This window comes from Streptomyces sp. NPDC001709 (assembly GCF_053596375.1).
This window is the reverse complement of record NZ_JBSFGB010000044.1, coordinates 52,777-70,445: the sequence shown is the minus strand read 5'-3', so window position 1 is coordinate 70,445 and position 17,669 is coordinate 52,777. Positions and strand designations below refer to the sequence as shown.

The 17,669-nt window shown below is 70.6% G+C and carries 12 protein-coding genes; 4 read left to right on the top strand and 8 right to left on the bottom strand.

Going from position 1 to position 17,669, the window contains the following annotated elements; translation table 11 throughout:
• The 6 genes from ACWC0C_RS40345 to ACWC0C_RS40320 all read right to left on the bottom strand — a co-directional run.
• The coding region (locus ACWC0C_RS40345) for a type I polyketide synthase (protein ID WP_450869526.1) at positions 1-1,253 on the bottom strand (1,253 nt) is incomplete at its 3' end.
• A 47-nt stretch (positions 1,254-1,300) separates the two neighbouring features.
• Positions 1,301-7,792, bottom strand: coding sequence for an SDR family NAD(P)-dependent oxidoreductase (locus tag ACWC0C_RS40340; RefSeq protein ID WP_450869520.1), 6,492 nt, complete (start codon positions 7,790-7,792; stop codon positions 1,301-1,303).
• A gap of 182 nt (positions 7,793-7,974) precedes the next feature.
• Positions 7,975-8,736, bottom strand: a complete 762-nt coding sequence (locus tag ACWC0C_RS40335; RefSeq protein ID WP_450869519.1) for a thioesterase II family protein — start codon at positions 8,734-8,736, stop codon at positions 7,975-7,977.
• A gap of 45 nt (positions 8,737-8,781) precedes the next feature.
• Positions 8,782-10,272 carry a DHA2 family efflux MFS transporter permease subunit gene (locus ACWC0C_RS40330; RefSeq protein WP_449200626.1) on the bottom strand — a complete coding sequence of 497 codons (1,491 nt, stop codon included), beginning with the start codon at positions 10,270-10,272 and terminating at the stop codon, positions 8,782-8,784.
• A 191-nt stretch (positions 10,273-10,463) separates the two neighbouring features.
• Positions 10,464-10,856 carry a hypothetical protein gene (locus ACWC0C_RS40325; RefSeq protein WP_450869518.1) on the bottom strand — a complete coding sequence of 131 codons (393 nt, stop codon included), beginning with the start codon at positions 10,854-10,856 and terminating at the stop codon, positions 10,464-10,466.
• A 104-nt stretch (positions 10,857-10,960) separates the two neighbouring features.
• Entirely contained in the window at positions 10,961-11,593 is a 633-nt protein-coding gene (locus tag ACWC0C_RS40320) for an RNA polymerase sigma factor (protein ID WP_449200624.1), read from the bottom strand.
• Between the two features lie 985 nt (positions 11,594-12,578).
• On the opposite strand from ACWC0C_RS40320, the gene ACWC0C_RS40315 reads away from it, so the two are divergent.
• The 3 genes from ACWC0C_RS40315 to ACWC0C_RS40305 all read left to right on the top strand — a co-directional run bounded on the left by ACWC0C_RS40315 (position 12,579) and on the right by ACWC0C_RS40305 (position 15,440).
• A complete protein-coding gene (locus ACWC0C_RS40315) occupies positions 12,579-14,159 on the top strand; it encodes an acyl-CoA mutase large subunit family protein (protein WP_449200623.1) in 1,581 nt (526 codons plus the stop codon).
• 62 nt (positions 14,160-14,221) lie between these two features.
• Entirely contained in the window at positions 14,222-14,629 is a 408-nt protein-coding gene (locus tag ACWC0C_RS40310; protein ID WP_449200622.1) for a cobalamin B12-binding domain-containing protein, read from the top strand.
• Positions 14,630-14,774: 145 nt separating this feature from the next.
• Positions 14,775-15,440 (top strand): class I SAM-dependent methyltransferase, encoded by a 666-nt coding sequence (locus ACWC0C_RS40305; protein WP_450869517.1) that lies wholly within the window; start codon positions 14,775-14,777, stop codon positions 15,438-15,440.
• Positions 15,441-15,852: 412 nt separating this feature from the next.
• Here ACWC0C_RS40305 and ACWC0C_RS40300 read toward each other — a convergent pair whose 3' ends face one another.
• Together ACWC0C_RS40300 and ACWC0C_RS40295 are read right to left on the bottom strand one after the other, a co-directional pair.
• The gene (locus ACWC0C_RS40300; RefSeq protein ID WP_449200620.1) at positions 15,853-16,284 is read right to left on the bottom strand and encodes a DUF202 domain-containing protein; all 432 of its coding nucleotides are present in this window, start codon (positions 16,282-16,284) and stop codon (positions 15,853-15,855) included.
• 58 nt (positions 16,285-16,342) lie between these two features.
• Complete coding sequence (locus tag ACWC0C_RS40295) at positions 16,343-16,885, bottom strand: DUF2231 domain-containing protein (protein WP_450869515.1); 543 nt, start codon at positions 16,883-16,885, stop codon at positions 16,343-16,345.
• A 221-nt stretch (positions 16,886-17,106) separates the two neighbouring features.
• On the opposite strand from ACWC0C_RS40295, the gene ACWC0C_RS40290 reads away from it, so the two are divergent.
• Positions 17,107-17,661, top strand: coding sequence for a DoxX family protein (locus ACWC0C_RS40290; protein ID WP_450869513.1), 555 nt, complete (start codon positions 17,107-17,109; stop codon positions 17,659-17,661).
• The last annotated feature ends 8 nt before the right edge of the window (positions 17,662-17,669 follow it).

Genomic DNA, 17,669 nt, shown 5'->3' with positions numbered 1-17,669 from the left:
GCACCCGACTCCCACTCCACATGCGGCGACGGCTCATCCACGTGCAAGGTCGGCGGCAGCACCCCGTGCCGCATCGCCATCACCATCTTGATCACACCCGCCACACCGGCTGCGGCCGATGTGTGACCGATGTTCGACTTGATCGACCCCAGCCACAGCGGATCCCCCTCCCGCTCCCGGCCGTACGTCGCCAGCAGGGCGTGGGCCTCGATCGGGTCACCCAGCTTGGTGCCCGTGCCGTGGCCCTCGACCGCGTCCACCTCGGACGCCGCCAGCCCCGCACTCGTCAGCGCCTGCCGGATCACCCGCTCCTGAGAGGGCCCGTTCGGGGCCGTAAGACCGTTGCTCGCGCCGTCCTGGTTCACCGCGCTGCCCCGGATCAGGCCCAGGATGCGCCGGCCGTTGCGCTTCGCGTCCGACAACCGCTCCAGCACCACCAGGCCGACACCGTCGGAGAAACCGGTCCCGTCCGCCGACGCCGCATACGCCTTGCACCGGCCGTCGCGGGCCAGGCCGCGCTGGCGGCTGAACTCGACGAACAGGAAGGGGCCGGCGAGGACCGTGACGCCACCGGCGAGCGCGAGGGAGCACTCGCCGGCGCGCAGCGCGTTCGCCGCGAGGTGCAGGGCCACGAGGGAGGCGGAGCAGGCGGTGTCGATCGTGACGGCCGGGCCCTCCAGGCCGAGGCTGTAGGCCACGCGGCCCGACATCACGCTGCTCTGGGTGCCGGTCACCCGGAACCCTTCCAGCTCGGGCAGTGTCGAGGGGCCGTAGTCGGAGGAGACGGTGCCCGCGAACACGCCGGTGTCGCTGCCCCGCAGCGTCGTCGGATCGATGCCCGCGTCCTCCAGCGCCTCCCACGCCGTCTCCAGGGTCAGCCGCTGGGTCGGGTCCATGGCCAGCGCCTCGCGCGGGCTGATCCCGAAGAAGTCGGCGTCGAACGTGGTGGCGGTGTCGATGAAACCGCCTTCCCGCGCGTACGCGCTGCCCGGCCGGTCGGGGTCGGGGTCGTAGAGCCGCTCCAGGTCCCAGCCCCGGTCGGCCGGGAACGGGCCCATGGCGTCCCGGCCGGACGCCACCAGCTCCCACAGTTCCTCCGGCGAGGTCACCCCGCCGGGGAAGCGGCAGCTCATGCCGACGATCGCGATCGGCTCGACATCGCGCTGCTCCAGCTCGCGCACCCTCCGGTTCGCGGTGCGCAGTTCGGCGGTCACCCGGCGCAGGTAGGTGCGCAGTTTCTGCTCGTCGCTCATCTGGTCGTCGCCCATCGATCCGCTCCGGCCGTCATCCGTCTTTCCGGTCATGCAGATCCGAGCTCCTTGTCGATCAGGTCGAACATCTCGCGGTCGGAGACGAAGTCGAGGTCGTCCTCGAAGGTGTCGCCGGTGTCGTCGTGGCCGGTGGTCGTCGCGCTCAGCAGGGTCCGCAGGCGGTTGCTGAGCGAGCGCAGGCGGGGTTCCGCGCCGGTCAGTTGCTGCTCGTCGCCGGAGACGGCGATCAGGAGCGCCTCGAGTCGCTGGAGTTCCTCGTCGAGGGGTGAGGGGCGCTGTCCGGCGCTGGTGCCGCCGGCCTCGCCGAGGATGAACCGGGCGACCTCGACGGGGGTGGGGTGGTCGAAGACCAGCGTCGCGGGCAGCCGCATGCCGGCCACCTGGCCGAGCCGGTTGCGCAGCTCTACGGCGGCGAGGGAGTCGAAGCCGAGTTCCTTGAAGGCGCGCTCGGGGTCGACGGCGGTGGCCGAGGCATGGCCGAGGACGGACGCGACCTGGGTGCGTACCAGGTCCAGGACGACCTGCTCACGGTCGGCCTCGGGCACGCCGGAGAGCAGCCGCTGCAGCGAGCGGGCGTGGTCGGCGCGGCGTGCGGGGGCGCGCACCAGGCCGCGCAGCAGGGCGGGCAGCATGCCGGAGCGGGCCTGGCCGCGCAGCGCGCCCAGGTCGAGGCGGACCGGGGCCAGCAGGGCCGCCTCGGAGCCGAGGGCCTGGTCGAACAGTTCCAGGCCCTGGTCGCTGGAGATCGCGCCGACGCCGGTGCGTGCCATGCGTGCGACGTCGGCTTCGTCCAGCTCGCCGGTCATGCCGGTGGAGTCGGACCACAGGCCCCACGCCAGGGAGAGGGCGGGCAGCCCGGCCGTCTGCCGCAGCGCGGCGAGCGCGTCGACGGCGGCGTTGGCGGCGGCGTAGTTGGCCTGGCCCCCGTTGCCGAGCAGTCCCGCGGCGGAGGAGAACAGCACGAACGCCGACAGGTCCATGCGGGAGGTCAGTTCGTGCAGGTGCCATGCGGCGTCCAGCTTGGGCCGCATGACGTGCCGTATCTGCTCGGGGGACAGCGACTCGATGACGCTGTCGGCCAGCACGCCGGCCGTGTGGAGGACGGCGGTGAGCGGGCGGTCGAGGGAGTCGAGGAGGGCGGCGACCTGTGCGCGGTCGGCCACGTCACAGGCGGCCACGCGGGCCTTGGCGCCGAGCGCGTCGAGTTCCGCGGCCAGTTCGGCGGCGCCCTCGGCGGCCGGGCCGCGCCGGCTGACCAGCAGCAGGTGGCGTACGCCGTAGGTGGTGACGAGGTGCTTGGCGAACAGGGCGCCCAGGCCTCCGGTGCCGCCGGTGATCAGCACGGTGCCCTCGGGGTCCAGGGGCGCCGGCACGGTGAGGACGACCTTGCCGATGTTGCGGCCCTCGCGCAGGTAGCGGAAGGCCTCGGCGCCTTGGCGTACGTCCCAGGCGCGGATCGGCGAGGGGGACAGCATGCCGTGTGCGAACAGGTCGGCTATCTCGGCCAGCATCTGCTGGATGCGGTCCGGCCCCGCCTCCAACAGGTCGTAGGAGCGGTAGCGCACGCCGGCGTGCCGGTGCGCGACGGCGTCCGGGTCGCGGAGGTCGGTCTTGCCCATCTCGATGAAGCGGCCGCCGCGCGGCAGCAGTTCCAGTGATGCGTCGACGAACTCGCCCGCCAGGGAGTTCAGCACCACGTCCACGCCGGCACCGCCGGTGGCCTGGTGGAGGGCGTCGCGGAAGCCGAGGTCGCGGGAGGAGGCGATGCGCTCCGCGGGCACGCCCAGGGCTCGTACGGCGTCCCACTTGGCGGGGCCGGCCGTGGCGAAGACCTCGGCGCCGAAGTGGTGGGCGAGTTGTACGGCGGCCATGCCGACGCCCCCGGCTGCGGCGTGCACCAGCAGCTTCTCGCCCGTCTTCAGGTCGGCCAGGTCGACCAGGCCGTAGTACGCGGTCAGGTAGACGACGGGGATCGCGGCCGCCTCGGCGAAGGTGAGGTGCTCCGGCATGGGCACGACGGTCTTCCGGTCGGCGACGGCGACGGGGCCGAAGGCGTCCATCACCAGGCCGAACACCCGGTCGCCGGGCTTGAGGTCGCTGACGGCGGAGCCGACTTCGAGGACGACGCCGGCCGCCTCGCTGCCCAGGGGTGCGTCGCCGGGGTACATGCCCAGGGCGATGAGCACGTCGCGGAAGTTGAGGCCGGCGGCCCGGACGGCGATGCGGACCTCGCCTACGCCGAGCGGGCGGGCGCCGTCGGAGGGGACGATGGCGAGGTTCGCCAGGGAGCCCTTCTCGGTGCTGCCCAGCCGCCAGGCCCGTCCGGACGGTCCGGTGGCCGCCGGTGCCAGCCGGGGCGCCAGCAGGGCGCCGCCGCGCACGGCCAGTTGCGGCTCGTCCAGTTCGGCCAGGCAGGTCCAGTCCGGCTGGGCGCCGCCGTCGGTGTCGACCAGGACGAAGCGGCCGGGGTGCTCGGTCTGGGCGCTGCGCAGCAGGCCCCACGCCGGTGCCTGGGCCAGGTCGACGGATTCCGCGCCGACGGCGACCGCGCGCCGGGTCACCGCCACGAGGGTGGCCTCGCCCAGCCATTCGCTGGCCAGCCACTGCTGGGCCAGGCCGAGGGTGCGTTCGGCGACGACGCTCGCGGCGTGGGCGGGGTCGTCCGTGGCCGGGGGCTCGATCTCGGCGAGCACCAGGTCGACGCCGACGGCGCCGTCGGCGAGCGCGGTCTCCAGGGCGGACAGGTCGGCGAAGCGCTCACCCGGCACGTCCATGTCGCCGAGGACCGCGACGCGGGCCCGCGAGGAGGCTGCGGTGACGGGCGCCCAGTCCAGCCGGAACAGCGTGTTCTGCCCGGCCCCGGCCGCCGTCAGCCGGTCCGGTTCCACGGGACGTACGGCGAGGGTGTCGACGGCGACGACCATGTCACCGTTCTCGTCGACGACGTCGACGCGGAAGGCGGACTCGCCCGCGGCGGCGATGCGCACGCGCGCCTGGGCGGACGCGGCGCGCCCGAGCCGCACCCCGGACCAGGAGAACGGCAGGTCCGGGGCGGATCCGGGCTCCTTGTCCAGCATGCCGGCGTGCAGCGCGGAGTCGAACAGCGCGGGGTGGATGGCGAATCCGTCCACGGCGGTGTCCTCCGGGAGGGCCACCTCGGCGTACACCTCGGCGCCGCTGCGCCACACCGCCTGCACACCCTGGAACAGCGGACCGTAGTCGAGTCCGATGTCGGCCAGCCGCTCGTACAGGGCGTCGGCGGAGGACTCGACGGCCGCGACCGGCGGCCAGTGGGCCGGGAACGGGGCGAGGGGTTCGGCCTCCGGGGCCAGCCGGCCGCGGCCGTGCCGGACGACCTGCCGCGCGCCGTCCGGTCCGGTGCCCGTCTCGGGCAGGGAGTGGACGGCGACCTCGCGGCGGCCGTCCTCGTCCGGCCGGCCGACGGTGACCCTGATGTGCCGGGCGGTGCCCTCGTCGAGGGTCAGCGGGGCTTCGAGGATCAGCTCGTCGAGGAGTTCGCAGCCGAGGTGCCGGGCCGCGGCGAGGACGAGTTCGGCGAGCGCGGCGCCCGGCACGATCACCGTCCCCAGCACCACGTGGTCGCGCAGCCACGGCTGCGCCTCGGTGGAGAAGCGGCCGGTGAACAGCCACTCGTCGCGGTCGCCGATCTGCACGGCCGCCGCCAGGACCGGGTGCCGCATGCGGTCCAGGCCAGCCGCGGCGACGTCACCGCCCTGCGCCGACGGCGTCAGCCAGTAGGTGTCCCGCTGGAAGGCGTAGGTGGGCAGGTCGACCCGCTTGGCGCCGGTGCCCGCGTACACCGCCTCCCAGTCGATCCGTACGCCCGCGACATGGGCCTGGCCGAGCGAGACCATGAACCGGGGCAGTCCGCCCTTGTCCCGCTGCAGGGACCCGGTCACCGTCACCCTGCCGACCGCGTCCCGCGCCTCGACGGTCTCCTCGACCGCCATGGTCAGTACGGGGTGCGGTGAGACCTCGACGAAGCAGCCCATGCCCCTGTCGATGAGGGCGCGGACGGCGGGCTCGAAGCCGACCTGGCCGCGCAGATTCCGGTACCAGTACCCGGCGTCCATCGTGGCCGTGTCGATGAACTCGCCGGTCACCGTGGAGTAGAACGGCACCCGGCCACTCGCGGGCTCGACAGCGGCAAGTGCCTCCAGCAGATCGGCCTCGATGGCCTCGACCTGCGCCGAGTGCGACGCGTAGTCCACGTTGACGCGGCGGGCCCGGACACCGTCCCGCTTGCACACGGTCTGCACCTCGTCCAGCGCGCCGGGTTCACCCGCGACGACCACGGCCGCCGGACCGTTCACCGCCGCCACCGACACCCGGCCCCCATACGGAGCGATCAACTCCTCGACCCGCTCCACCGGCAGCGCGACCGACATCATCCCGCCAAGGCCAGCAAGACGGTCACGCACCAACTGGCTGCGCACCGCCACGATCCGCGCCGCATCCCGCAGCGACAAACCACCCGCCACATACGCCGCCGCGATCTCACCCTGCGAATGGCCCACAACGGCAGACGGCTCCACACTGTACGAGCGCCACAGCGCCGCCAGGCTCACCATCACCGCGAACAGGGCGGGCTGTACGACGTCCACGCGCTCCAGCGACGGCGCACCCTCCGCACCCCGCAGCACATCCACGAGGTTCCAGTCCACGAACTCCGCCAGCGCCTCACCACAAGCGGCGATCTCGGCGGCGAACACCGGCGAGGACTCCAGCAGTTCGACCGCCATGCCCTCCCACTGCGCCCCCTGCCCCGGGAACACGAACACCGGCTTCACGCCCGAGCCGACTACCTGGCCCTCCACCACGTGTGCGGTCGGCTCGGCGGAGCTCAGGTCGCTGAGGCCGGTCAGCAGGGCGCCCCGGTCGGTGGCCACGATCGCGGCGCGGCGTTCGAGGTGGGCACGGGTGGTCGCCTGGGCGTAGCCGATGTCCAGGTGGTCCAGTTCGGGACGAGCGATCATGTGTGCCCGCAGGCGGTCGGCCTGTTCGCGCAGTGCCGCCTCGCTGCGTGCCGAGAGCGGCACGAGGATCTGCGGCCGGACGCCGGTGCGAGGGTTGTCCCCGGTCGGCTCGTGCGGCTCGGCCGCCGCCTCCTGCGGGGCCTCTTCCAGGATCACGTGGGCGTTGGTGCCGCTCACGCCGAAGGAGGACACGCCCGCGCGACGGAGCCGCTCCCCCGCGGGCCACGGCCGGGCCTCGGTCAGCAGCGCGACTTCGCCCGACGCCCAGTCCACGTGCGGGGACGGGGCATCCACGTGCAGGGTCGGCGGCAGCACCCCGTGCCGCATCGCCATGACCATCTTGATCACGCCCGCCACTCCGGCCGCGGCCTGGGTGTGGCCGAAGTTGGACTTGATCGAGCCGAGCCACAGGGGGCCGTTCTCCCGGTTCCGGCCGTAGGTCGCCAGTAGCGCCTCCGCCTCGATCGGGTCGCCCAGCGGCGTTCCCGTTCCGTGTCCCTCGACGGCGTCCACGTCGGAGGGCGACAGTCCGGCGCCGGCCAGGGCCTGCCGGATCACCCGCTCCTGGGACGGGCCGTTCGGCGCGGTGAGGCCGTTGCTGGCGCCGTCCTGGTTGACGGCGCTGCCGCGCACGAGGCCCAGGATGCGCCGTCCGTTGCGTTGGGCGTCGGACAGCCGCTCCAGTACCAGCAGGCCCATGCCTTCCGCCCAGCCGACGCCGTCCGCCGCTGCCGCGTACGCCTTGCAGCGTCCGTCCGGTGACAGGGCGCGCTGGCGGCTGAACTCCACGAAGGCGCTGGGCCTGGCCAGCGTCGTCGCTCCGCCGACCACGGCCAGCGAGCAGTCCCTGGCGCGCAGGGACTTGGCGGCCAGGTCGATGGCCACGAGGGAGGAGGAGCACACGGTGTCCACGGTGACCGCGGGCCCCTCGAAGCCGAAGGTGTAGCTGATGCGCCCCGAGGCCACGCTGGGCGAGGACGCGATGGAGAGGTAGCCCTCGATCTCCGGCCGCCGGTCGCTGAGGCTCGCGACGAACTGGTAGTCGGAGAACATGAGGCCGCAGAAGACGCCGGTGTCGCTGCCCTTGAGCGTCAGGGGGTCGATCCCCGCGTCCTCGAAGGCTTCCCACGCGCCCTCGAGGAGCAGTCGTTGCTGCGGGTCCATGGCGAGTGCCTCGCGGGGGCTGATGCCGAAGAAGTCGGCGTCGAACTCCGCCATGTCGTCGAGGAATCCGCCGTGGCGCGTGTAGGACGTGCCGGGGTGGTCCGGGTCCGGGTCGTACAGGTTGTCCAGGTCCCAGCCGCGGTCGCCGGGGAACTCCGAGATGCCCATGCGCCCCTCGGCGACCAGCGACCACAGGTCCTCCGGCGAGGCCACCCCGCCCGGGAAGCGGCAGCTCATCCCCACGATCGCCAGGGGCTCGGCCGCCTGGTCGAGCAGTTGCTGGTTCTGGCGCCGCAGACGCTCGGTTTCCTTGAGCGACTTGCGCAGGGCTCCGACGATGTCGTGCTTCTCGAGGGCCATGCTTGTTTTCCCCCACCTTCGGGCTTATGCCGACAACCATGTGGTCGACCTGCTAGATCCCGGGGTGGTCCGGCCAGATACAGCTATTCCGAAAGTTTTTTCTCGGGGCATGCGTACGTATGCCGGGCATGCCGAAGGGGCGACCCGCCGCGCATTGCGGGCCGCCTCACGCGGACATCACGTCACGGCTGTGCCGCGAGTGCTTCTTCCACCGATGTGCTGACGGAATCGATCAGGCGGTCTCCGTTGTCGATGAAGAAGAAGTGGCCGCCCTCATGGGTGTCCAGGGTGAATTCCCCGGTGGTGCACTTCTTCCACTCGGCCGCCTCGCGCTCCGTCACTTTGGGGTCGTGCTTCCCGATGTGCACATGTATCGGCACAGAGACGCTCGTCCCCTGCGGACAGCAATAGGTTTCGGCGATCCGGTAATCCGCGCGCATGGGAGGCAGGACGAGGTCGAGGATCTCCTCGTCCTGCAGCAACTCGTGTCCCATGCCGCCCAGCAGCGCCATTTCCCGGAGAAAGGCGTCATTGCCTTTGAGGTGCGTCTGTTCGTCCTTGCGCAGCGTCGGCGCCACCCGGCCGCAGGCGAACAAGGACAAAGGTGCGTTGCCCGTGGACTCCAGGCGGAGAGCCACCTCGAAGGCCACCAGCGCACCCATGCTGTTACCCAGCAGCACGACAGGCACGTCGTTCCAATCGCCGATGAGTTCGGCGATGTCGTCGGCGAGTTCCTGGATGCTGTCCCGGAAACGCTCCCGCCGGCGGTCCTGCCGACCGGGGTACTGCACCCCGTGGACCTGCAGGTCGGCGAAGCGGCGTGCGAACTGGAAATAGAAGTTCGCCGAACCGCCGGCGTGCGGGAAACAGATCAGTCTGGCCCTGGGATCCTCCGTGGAGCTCAGCTTGCGAATCCAGAGATCGAAGTCTTTTGCGGCAGCCATGCCGTACCTTCCCCGCTCACACACGAGATCCGTGGTGTGGCGCTGTCAAACCTGGCCAGTGACGTCGTGGACCTTCTGCGTGGCGATGTCCTCGGCCCCCGCCTGCGGCTCCGGCGGTGCGAAGCGGAGGAACATCACGCAGGCGACCGCGCCCAGCAGCAGGAAGGCGACGGGCAGCAGACCCGTCTCGCTCAGTGCCTTGCTGTAGGGGTCGAGGAACATGGTCGGGATCTTGGTGGTGCTGCCTTCGAAGTGCCCCCCGCCGATGCCCGGCAGGTGCGCGCTGATCCGGTCGACGAACAGCGCGCCGATCGCGGCACTGCCGAGTACGGAACCCAGCTGCCGGCTGGTGTTGTAGATACCGGAGCCCGCACCGGAGTGCTGTACGGGGAGGTTGCGGGTGGCGATGGCGCCCAGCGGGCCCCAGATCATGCCGTTCGCGACACCGGTCACGGCCGTGGTCGCCGAGAACATCCACAGCTTCGAGTCCGGTGTCATCAACACGCTGTATCCGACGACCGTGAGGCCGAAGAGCACGAAGCCGATGGTGGTGAAGGTGCGCGGGTGCGCCTTGTCGGACAGCTTGCCGACGATCGGGGCGACGATGCCGGTCACGATCGCCAGCGGTGCGAAGACCAGGGCCGCCTTCAGGGAGGAGAGCCCTCGTACGCCCTCGAGGAAGAAGTACGCGGGCACGGTCAGCGCGGTCACCGAGGCGCCCATGGCCGCGATCCCCACGTTCGCCAGTGCGAAATTGCGGTCGCGGAACAGGCTCAGCAGCATCAGGGGCTCGCCCTTGGCGCGCGCCTGCGTCACGACGAACAGTGCCAGTACGGCCAGTCCCGCGCCGATCACCAGCCAGATGCCGGTCGACCAGTCGTGATTGTTGCCCTCCTGCAGGCCGTAGACCAGCAGGAAAACGCCCGCGCAGGACAGCAGGATGCCGATGACGTCGAAGGTGTGGTGCTCGGTCGCCAGCGCCGGCACCAGCCTCCAGGCCAGGGCGAAGGCGAGGACACCGATCGGCACGTTGATCAGGAAGATCCATTTCCAGCCGACGGAGTCCACCAGCAGGCCGCCGACGATCGGGCCCAGCAGCAGGGAGACACCGACGGCGCCGCCCCACACACCCATGGCGGCGCCGCGTTTGTCCGCCGGGAAGATCTTGGTGACCACGGCCATGGTCTGGGGCGTCATCAGCGCGGCCCCGAAGCCCTGCACGGCGCGGGCCGCGATCAGCATGTGGATGCTGCCGGCCGTGCCGCACCACAGCGAGGCGAGCGTGAACACCACCAGGCCGACCATGTAGACGTTCTTGGGGCCGAAGCGGTCACCGAGCCGTCCGGTGAACAGCAGCGGCGCCGCGTAGGTGAGCAAGTAGGCGCTTGTCACCCAGATCACGTCGGTGACGTTGGCCTTCAGCCCTTCCATGATCGCGGGGTTGGCGACCGCCACCACACTCATGTCCAGCGAGATGAGGGAGAACCCGACGAGCAGCGCGCCCAGAGCCGACCATGGATTACGTTCAACTGTCACGGGGTTCCCTTCCCGACGATTGCGAACCGTGCGGCAGCAGGTGCTGACCCACGAGCCGGCTGTGTCCCTTTCCCAGGACCACAGATCCGGCCGCAATCGATCCGGATACAGCTGCGGCGGGATTCTTCGCAGCTGTGACAGAGGTCACATCAGCTCAGCCGGTCGGCGGGCCGAGCCGAACGTGCCGTCCGTCAGTCGCCGTGGCGCACGGGCGGCCGCAGGCGGCCGGTCGTCAGGAGGGCTTCGCTGCCGCACACTTGGGAGACGGGTACCGCCCGTGCGACGGAAACGGAATCGGCGCCTCGCGCGCCGTCGTCCTGGATGAGCGCATACAGCGCCTTGGCCTTGTCGAGCATGCCGCGCGGAGGCTGTCCGACAGCGCCGGCAAGCCTGGCCAGTGCTTCATCAGCCGACCCTGCTGCCTGCACCTCGCCCGATGTGTTCATGCCACCCACCCTCCGCCACGCCAGGTCATTCATCAAACAGAAACCCAGGCTATACGCGCGTTTTATAAGGATCAATACCGCTCGCTCGAAGGACACTTGAGGCGGCGGCCAGGCGGTCAGGGCGAACATTGCGGACACGCGGAAGGCGCCTTCCGGCCGGGGCAGAAGCCCGGGCAGGCCCCATGGGCCAGGGCCGGAAGGCGCCTTCGGTGAAACACGCCAGGTCGGCGGCGTTCACCGGCTCAGCGGTGCTGCTCCAGGGCGAAGGTCCGCAGACCGGAGCGCGTGATCGCGTCGAGCAGCTCCGTCGCCTGCTGCGAGCGCTCCGTCTCGCGCTGGAGAAGCTTCTCCAGATGGGCCAGGCAGCGCGACCGTATGGGACCCAGCGAGCCGCGCGGCATGCCCAGGGTGGCGCTGATCTCGTCGTAGGACATCGGCGGGTCGGTCACCAGCAGCCCGAGCAGTGCCTGGCACTTGGGCGAGAGCGCGCAGTACGCGAGCAGAACCTCGCTGTCGCGCTCCTTCGCCAGCGCCCTCTCCTCGGGGTGGTTCTCCGACGGTTCCGAGCGGTCGAAGACCGGCGAGTCCCCGACCGGCACACTGCGGCCGGACTTGTCGATGAGCTTGAGGCTCTCCCGGCGGGCCGATACCGCGATCCACTGGGCGAGCTTCTCGGGATCGCGGAGCTTGCCCAGATGCTGGATCACTCGCATCCAGGTGGTCTGGCTGACGTCCTCGCTGTCGGCCGCGCTCAGCCTGTGACCCCGGGCGATCGCCCAGATGAGCGGCGTGTACCGTTCTACGATCCGGTTCCAGCTGTCCTGGTCCCCGGCTATGCAATCGTCTACAAGCTCATTCAGCGTAGGCGTACGCATATATCCCCCGTTTGTTCAGCTTCCCTTCCGCAGCCGGCCACATGACGGCGTTCACCCCCGCGGCGACAGTTGCCGACACAAACACCCGGCGCCGACCTGGGGCCGGGCAGCCGGGACCGATCTGCAGAATCGTTCTTTTGGCGGCGCTTCCCGAACCGCCAGGTGACGCAGACGATCCCGAACTGATTCCTGGTCAATAACTGGAATGCCAGCTGCCACTCCCAAGGACTCGAACCTGCCAACACGGAAAGAGTATGTCGAAGAGGCCGGGATCTCGTCAAAGACACACCGCCAACGATACCGACATAGCCGTGAGTTGGAGAGCCGGTCAGACTCGGCCACATCCCCGGCGAGACGCCTGCTACCTGCTGATTCCACAGGTAACAGCCGAAGGAACGCCGTATTCCGTTCAACGCCGGATGCGCCCTTGCCCCAGTCGGGATCAAGCCTTCACTTCAGCTTTCAACAAACTGAAAGGTGATCAAGGCTCAACTATGGCGCGCGGACAGCCGTCGTCAAATACGTTCAACCTTGTACCGGTTACCGCTTTATTACAGGACCGCACCCCGAAGGCCATCAGGGCCGCACGGACGCGGAGACCTCCGCGGCCAACGCCACGTCAGCACGGCCGCGACCCAAACTTGTTTTCCGGCAAGTAACTTAAGCTGGCTCTTCCATAACCCGCGTCGCCTATTGACTGACACGATCACGGCCTTCTATCTTCCAGACACGGCAAACCCTTTCCCGTGCCGGAATTTCGGAACTTGCGATTCCGACGGCGTCGACCCGGCGAAGAAATCGCTTTCGGGCCGCCGCAGACCGGCTGTCGGCCGTCACTCACTCACACCGCCCGAGCACGTCGGCACCGCTCAGGGCGTCTCCCCCGCCTCCCCCGCACAGGCACCCTCGCTTCCCGGCTTCGGCCAGGCCGACGCACATACACCGAGATCACCAACGGGAGAAACACTCATGGAGGCAAGGCACCATGGTGCGCAACTCTGAGTCGGGAATTCCCATCGAGCCGGTCTACGGACCCGACGCGCTCACCGGGTGGGATCCCGCGGCACAGCTCGGGGAAGCCGGCTCGTACCCCTTCACCCGCGGGGTCTACCCGTCGATGTACACGGGCAGGCCGTGGACGATGCGGCAGTACGCCGGCTTCGGCACGGCCGCCGAGTCCAACGCCCGCTACAAGCAGTTGATCGCCAACGGCACCATGGGTCTGTCGGTCGCCTTCGACCTGCCCACCCAGATGGGCCATGACTCGGACGCCCCGCTCGCCCACGGCGAGGTCGGCAAGGTGGGCGTCGCCATCGACTCGATCGACGACATGCGGGTGCTGTTCGGCGGTATCCCGCTGGACCAGGTGTCCACATCGATGACCATCAACGCGCCGGCCGCGGTACTGCTTCTGCTGTACCAGCTCGTGGCGGAGGAGCAGGGTGTCCCGGCCGGCAGGCTGACGGGCACGATCCAGAACGACGTACTGAAGGAATACATCGCGCGCGGCACGTACATCTTCCCGCCGCAGCCCTCCTTGAGGTTGACGGCGGACATCTTCAAGTACTGCAAGGCCGAGATCCCGAGGTGGAACACGATCTCGATCTCCGGCTACCACATGGCCGAGGCGGGCGCGTCCCCCGCGCAGGAGATCGCGTTCACCCTCGCCGACGGCATCGAGTACGTCCGCACGGCGGTCAGGGCCGGCATGGACGTCGACGACTTCGCCCCGCGCCTGTCCTTCTTCTTCGTGGCCCGTACGACACTGCTGGAGGAGGTCGCCAAGTTCCGTGCCGCCCGCCGCATTTGGGCGCGGGTGATGAAGGAGGACTTCGGCGCGAAGAACCCCAAGTCGATGATGCTGCGCTTCCACACCCAGACGGCGGGCGTGCAGCTGACCGCGCAGCAGCCGGAGGTCAACCTGGTCCGCGTCACCGTCCAGGCCCTGGCCGCGGTGCTGGGCGGCACCCAGTCGCTGCACACCAACTCCTTCGACGAGGCCATCGCCCTGCCCACGGACAAGAGCGCCCGGCTGGCGCTGCGCACCCAGCAGGTCCTGGCGTACGAGACGGACGTGACGGCGACGGTCGACCCCTTCGCGGGGTCGTACGTCATCGAGAGGATGACCGACGAGGTCGAGGCCGAGGTGCTGGAGCTGATGGGCAAGGTTGAGGACCTGGGCGGGGCGGTCGCCGCGATCGAACGCGGCTTCCAGAAGAGCGAGATCGAGCGCAACGCCTACCGCATCGCGCAGGAGACCGACGAGGGCGAGCGGCTGGTGGTCGGCGTCAACCGGTTCCAGCTGGACGAGGAGGAGCCGTACGAGCCATTGCGTGTCGACCCGGCCATCGAGGCCCAGCAGGCCGAACGCCTCTGCAAGCTGCGCGCCTGGCGGGACTTCCCACGGGTGGACGAGGCGCTCACCCGGCTGAAGAAGGCCGCGGAGGGCGACGACAACGTCCTGTACCCGATGAAGGACGCCCTCGCGGCCGGCGCCACCGTCGGGGAGGTGTCCGACGCGCTCCGTGACGTGTGGGGCACCTACACGCCCACCGATGTCTTCTGAACCAGTGGTGTTGAACCAGCGGTGTGTCTTTTGAACCAGCCGTGCGAAAGGGTGACGCAACGATGCACGACCAGATCCGGATCATCGTGGCCAAGCCGGGCCTCGACGGTCACGACCGTGGGGCGAAGGTCGTCGCGCGGGCCCTGCGCGACGCCGGGATGGAGGTCATCTACACCGGTCTCCACCAGACGCCCGAGCAGATCGTGAGCACCGCGATCCAGGAGGACGCCGACTTCGTGGGGCTGTCCGTCCTGTCCGGGGCGCACATGACGGTCTTTCCCGAGGTGCTCGGCCTGCTGCGGGAACGTGACGCCGCGGACATCGAGGTCTTCGGCGGCGGCATCATCCCCGAAGCGGACGTCGCACCGCTCAAGGAGCTCGGGGTCGCCGAGATCTTCACCCCGGGGACGCCGACGGGGAAGATCGTGGACTGGCTCCGCACCCGGGTCGACGGCATGGTCCGGTCCTGACCCCGCGCTGGATGCGTCCGGCCTCACGGGTATGGCCGATACCCGTGGGGCCTTCCGGTTCCGCGCAACTGCCGCCGCGCGCGGGGCAGTTCCGCCACGTATAGTCGTGGTCAGCCGCATTCGCCCCCTCGGCCGGAGGTTCCACGTGACCGCGTCGCCCCTCTCAGACCAGGTGCACGCAGGCCAGGCCATGTACCGGCCGTCGACGCTGGCCCTGTACGACCTCGTGGCCTTCAAGATCAACTGCCGGTTCCTCTTCCGGGTCCCGGTGTCCGAAGTGGTCGCCATGTTCGACCGCAACGTCTCCCCGGACCACCTGGACGTCGGCGTGGGCACCGGCTACTTCCTGGACAACTGCCGCACCGCACCGGGGCAGGCCATCACCCTGGCCGATCTGAACGAGCACTCGCTCCGCCACGCCGCCCGGCGCCTGGCCCGCTTCGAGGTCAGGACGGTCCGGGCCAACGCGCTGGAACCGCTCCCCCTTCCCGAGGCGGCCTTCGGCTCGGCGTCGACGAACTTCCTGCTGCACTGCGTGCCCGGCACCATTCGCCAGAAGGCCAAGGTGCTGGACCACGTCGCGGCCTGTGTACGGCCGGGCGGGCGCATCTTCGGCGCCACCGTCCTCACCCAAGGCGTCCCCGTGGGGGCGGCCGCCCGGGCCGCCTTCTCGGCGTGGAACTGGCGCGGCGTCATGCACAACTCCGAGGACAGCCTCGAGGACCTGCGCACGGAGCTGGCCGCCCGCTTCCCCACCCACCAGCTCTCCGTCCACGGCTGCACGGCCCTCTTCGAAGCCGAAGTGCCCTGACGCCCTGGCACCTGACGCCCTGGCGGGCGGTTGCCCTCGGCTGACCGTGCGCGTGCCGCGTACGCCGTGCGGGTGCGGCGGGTGCGGGAGCGGCGGGCATGGCGGGCGGCGGGCGCGGCGGGCACGGGAGCGGTGGGCACGGCGGGTGCGGGCGAGCCGGGTGCGGCGGGTGCGGGTGCGGGCTCACCGGGACCGGCGGGCGCGGACGCACCGGGTGCGGCGGAAGCGGCGGACGCAGACGCGCCGGGCGCGGCGGATGCAGGCGCACCGGAAGCGGCGGGCGCGGGCGCGCCGGGTGTGGGAGCGGTGCGCCCTGGGTGGGCGCATACCGCGGCCCGGCGCCCACCGTTCGGCGTCTCGGATCCGGCCGCCGGACCGGCGACTGCGCGGCGGGGCCGGGGCCGCGCCCGCGTCAGCTGCCGCCCGCTCCCAGTGCCGCGAGCAGCACCAGGATCAGGGTCGCGGCGCCGAGCAGGCCGTGGGCCGCGACGACCGGAACGGGCAGGTGCCGTTCCGCGGGCGTGGTCTCGTCCTGGGCGTTGGCCGGGACGGGTGTGCGCTGGACGGGGATCCAGCGGGCGAACATCGTGAAGCCGAGCAGCGCCACGGCGACGAGGATCGCGAAGGACGCCCACGCCAGGGCCGTACGGTCGGCGGCGAGGTAGACGATCCAGACGACGAGTCCGGCCGCCGCGAGCAGGAAGTGGCCGAAGACGAGGGGCGCCGGGAAGCGGGTCGTGCCGGTCTGCTGCTGCCGCAGTCCGCCGCGGGAGATCCAGCGGGCGAGGAGGACGAAACCGCCGAGGGCGGTGACCACCCAGGCGACGAGAGCGGCGATGTCCATGTCGTTCTCCAGTTGTTCGAGATGCGGGTGTGGTGAGAGCGGTGGCCGGCGGGTGCCGTCAGGAGGGATGCCGGGTGCGGTACCCCTCGGCCTGCACGGACTCCTCCGCCACGCGCACGCCGTAGCGGTAGGCGAGCTTGCCGCCCAGATGGCCGGACAGCGCGAGGACGGCGAGCGAGACGGCGGAGAGGGCCAACTGCCCGTATCCGACGCCTTGTCCCTCCGGGTATCCGCCGCCCTGCCGCCAGGCGAAGCCGGCCGCGTACGCGGCGGTCACGGCGAGGTTCAGGCCCATGTGGACCAGGCCCGTGCGGAAGGCCGGCGTGCCGGTGGGGATGGCGAACAGGTCGAGGAAGCCGACGCAGGCCGCCGCCAGCGCCCCCAGCACGCCGATCGCGATCAGCCAGGCCGAGCCGTGGGCCAGGAAGCCCGGCCGGTGCACGATCCGCGAGGCGATGTCGAAGACCAGGCCGGACACCCAGGCCCCGATCGGCACGGTCACCAGGACCGGATGGAACGGATGCCCGTACGGACCCGCCAAGGCGCCGCTGACCGGCTGCTTCGCCTGACGCAGATTCCTGAGATCGCTGTTCTCCGTCATACGGCACCCGCCCGTGAGCTGCCCTCCGGTAATTTCACCAACGATTGTTGGTCTTATTCGAAGCACGGGTCAAGTGGCGCGTCACTCCCTCGGGTGAGGCTCACCGGCCGGGCGCCCGATGTGCGAGGTCAGTGCTGTTGCGGAAGGATCGGCAGGGGCGGTGTGCCCCCGGTGTGCCCCCTGCGGCAGAGCCGTTTCGGCGTCCGTACCGGAGTGTTCACATGACGAAGCGCGCCTCGGGTTGGCTTTCGGCTTCCACGGAGCCGACGGCACGGCAGGGCCCGGAACGAGGGCTGTCTGCCGGCGACTGGGGTCTTCTGCTCCTCAGGCTGACCTTTGGACTGTTCATGGCCGGACACGGCTCCCAGAAGCTCTTCGGCCTGTTCGGGGGTCCGGGCCTGACGGCCACCGGCAAGGGGTTCGCCGACCTGGGCTACCGCCCGGGGAAGCTGTTCGCGGTGGTCGGCGGCCTGTCCGAGTTCCTCGGCGGCCTCGGCCTGGCCGTCGGTCTGTTCACGCCGCTGGCAGCCGCCGCGCTGATCGGCGTGATGATCAACGCCATGGCGACCGTCACCGGCGCCCATGGCCTGTGGGAGGCGAAGGGTGGCGTGGAGTACAGCGTGGGCATCGCCGTCGTCGCCCTGGCCGTCGCCGCGATCGGTCCGGGCCGGCTGGCCCTCGACCGGTTCTTCCGCTGGGGCAGCGGCGGCTGGCCCGAAGCCGCCTTCGCCCTGGGTGTGGGCGGTGTCGCCGCCGCGGTCACGCTGAGCCTGTGAGCGGCGCC